We start from the raw sequence: 2,470 nt of genomic DNA, 5'->3' as shown, positions 1-2,470 counted from the left end.
GCTTGCAAACGTATGGTTCGTTACCCATCGTAAAATATGCTTACCGAGTCCTTTTCCACGTACGTTTGAAGCTAACCGTAGATCCAATAGTGGATTATGGTCATCGATGTCTTCTAAAACTACCAAGCCTATCTTTTTATCAAACTGCTCCACCCAAAACGCTAGATTCTTACCGTGATATTTTCCTTCATCAAAAGCTGTTCATACATCGCTTCACTCGATTCATAATTGCTATGATAAGGCCAGTGCTCACGTTGGAGAAACGTTACCAACTCAAGCTTCTCATCTTTTAGCGGATAGATTTTTAACGTATCAAGTACGCTCACACGGCTCATCCTTTCTTCGCTTCACGATGGAAGTGTTCACTTAACCAGTTCCCTTCTTGCTCATACAAATTGAGTACAACGAATGGGTTTGTAGGAGGTTCATCAATCCAGTTTAGTAAGGTTTTGATGACGCTGCTTTTCTCTAGAAGACTCTGGACAATCACTTGTGCTTGCTCATGAAGCCTTGTTGTCCAAATTTGAGAACGAAGCATGACCATTGAATAATACGTACGAATGAGCTTTCTCGCAAACGCGATCGTCGTCTGCCTAAACTCCTCATCATCCCCATGATACAGTCGCTTCATCGCTCGTTCATATACTGCATTAATATCTCCATTAAAACGAATTGCAATCTCAGAAGTTAAGCGATATGGACCGAAGTATGAACGTAAATCGTTACCCTCCACACAGATTGATAACTCTTTCAAAAACGCCTGTTCATCGTAGTTCTTAGGATCCATCGTATAGTCATAATTCGTAAAAGCTATGCCAACCTCACGAAAATCATCAACATACGTTTTCGATAATGATTGGCCCAGCACGTTTAATCGACGTTTCTCTTGCTCAGACACATCCTCCCTAAACAGGACGAGCAAGTCCAAGTCCGACTTCTTCTTCACAGCTTCTCCCCGTGCTACACTGCCATAAACGTAAACGCTATGCACTTGTTTAGGGAAAGCCTGCTTTAATTGAGCGACGCAGTCTTGAATACACGTGTTGTACAAACTAATTTGAGTTGTCACAACATCACTTTGGATGTACCCTTGCTCGTCTAACCCGTACCCTTTATGGATGAGCGTAATTGCAAAGAACCTCCTTTTGATTATAGATATTCTACGAGGTAAACAGAAAATCCCCTCTTTTAATGACAAGAGGGGACTACACACTATAGAGTTTCTTTAAACGATCGAAAGGTAAACGACTTGGATTGCTCATATCTATAAAGTAAGGTAATTGCCATTTCTGAGTAGCGATTGCTTGTTTATTGTTCGGCTCATCCCAGCAAGGGTACACTCTCATTGCCATTTTCCCCTTTGTTGAGGATGATCGAAGAATTCCTCTTTGGAAAAGAATTTCTTTTGGAAAGATAAACTGCCCAAACTGGCGCTCATTGCGAAAGGTCGTTATTACAATGAAATCTGGAGATGCGTCATAAGAATACGGCTGATTTTTACCAGCTTTATCTTTTTCCCAAAGTGATACAAACTGACCAACCTTCGTAGGCGTTTGATGCGCAACTCTAAATCGCACGGTTTTAGACATTAAGTGAAACTTGCCTGCGCCATACTTACTGTTGTGGACTTCTTCTTGGATTGATTTTACTGTAAATTGATTTGGCTCATAAATCAGCTTATTCACATATGCAAACGCCTCATAAAAGTCATTCATGATCCCGCTCCTTACGAAAATAGATCAATAAGATGCCTAGCGCCGCCACCCCTGTTCGGATCGATGGCTTTTAAAACGAGTGTAGCAGCCATAAATACAATTAAAACAGCAAGACCAATCTTCCCGCCAACACTCATTTTATCTTTTTCGGTATGCTTACTTTTCTTCAAAATAAAACCCCTTAGTACTTCATTACTTTTACTCTACCAAAGTACAGATGTTCCAACCATTTTGCTGAAGTTTATCAACGTATTCTGTGACTACGATCTCTTCCTTTTCGATCGCGATCGGGGATAACGAAACGAGACATTCATTATTCTCCTGATTAGCATCCTCATGCACAGATGTTATGATCAAAAAAGCTGAATGTTCATCGTCCTCCCCTTCCTTTTTACTTAGTAACTATGCTATATACAATTCGTACTTAAGTAAATTATCATTTGGATATTGATTCCCAAATCACGACTACTTCCCTTTCAAATGTATGTAGATAAGTACGCACATCGCAAAGATCATTCCATGTATCAAAAAGAAGAACAACTCAATACTGATCCCTAGAAATGACATCACGGCTAGCAATAGCGCTGTTCCAAACATGCCTAATACACACGTTACAATAATGTTTAATACCAATTTGTTAACCTCCTTTTATAAAGAGTGAAGATGGAGTAGTTAAAAAAACGGGGCTTGTTCCGAGCACGCCTTCTCTTGTTCACGCTTGCCTTCTCTTGCTCCGCTCTTGCCCTGTCTTGTTC

At 40.4% G+C, this 2,470-nt stretch carries 5 protein-coding genes; all 5 read right to left on the bottom strand.

The features are described 5' to 3' along the window. Window positions 1-161 precede the first annotated feature (161 nt). Complete coding sequence (locus JCM19055_RS27820; RefSeq protein WP_193745554.1) at window positions 162-326, bottom strand: hypothetical protein; 165 nt, start codon at window positions 324-326, stop codon at window positions 162-164. Between the two features lie 5 nt (window positions 327-331). Beyond that, window positions 332-1,198, bottom strand: a complete 867-nt coding sequence (locus JCM19055_RS22040; protein ID WP_265182477.1) for a nucleotidyltransferase domain-containing protein — start codon at window positions 1,196-1,198, stop codon at window positions 332-334. A 7-nt stretch (window positions 1,199-1,205) separates the two neighbouring features. Next, window positions 1,206-1,715: a MepB family protein gene (locus JCM19055_RS22035; RefSeq protein ID WP_042361404.1), complete on the bottom strand. Its 510-nt coding sequence runs from the start codon at window positions 1,713-1,715 to the stop codon at window positions 1,206-1,208. An 11-nt stretch (window positions 1,716-1,726) separates the two neighbouring features. Further along, window positions 1,727-1,885, bottom strand: a complete 159-nt coding sequence (locus tag JCM19055_RS27815) for a hypothetical protein (protein ID WP_193745553.1) — start codon at window positions 1,883-1,885, stop codon at window positions 1,727-1,729. Window positions 1,886-2,180: 295 nt separating this feature from the next. Further along, the gene (locus JCM19055_RS27810; RefSeq protein ID WP_193745552.1) at window positions 2,181-2,348 is read right to left on the bottom strand and encodes a hypothetical protein; all 168 of its coding nucleotides are present in this window, start codon (window positions 2,346-2,348) and stop codon (window positions 2,181-2,183) included. Window positions 2,349-2,470 lie beyond the last annotated feature (122 nt).

The sequence above is a fragment of the Geomicrobium sp. JCM 19055 genome, assembly GCF_000698185.1.
Classification (GTDB): Bacteria; Bacillota; Bacilli; order Bacillales; family Marinococcaceae; genus Geomicrobium_A; species Geomicrobium_A sediminis.
This window is presented reverse-complemented; position numbering and strand designations above follow the sequence as displayed.

Coding starts and splice junctions, on each gene's coding strand:
- JCM19055_RS22035 (WP_042361404.1), bottom strand. CDS start 1,715: ATGAATGACTTTTATGAGGCGTTTGCATATGTGAATAAGCTGATTTAT.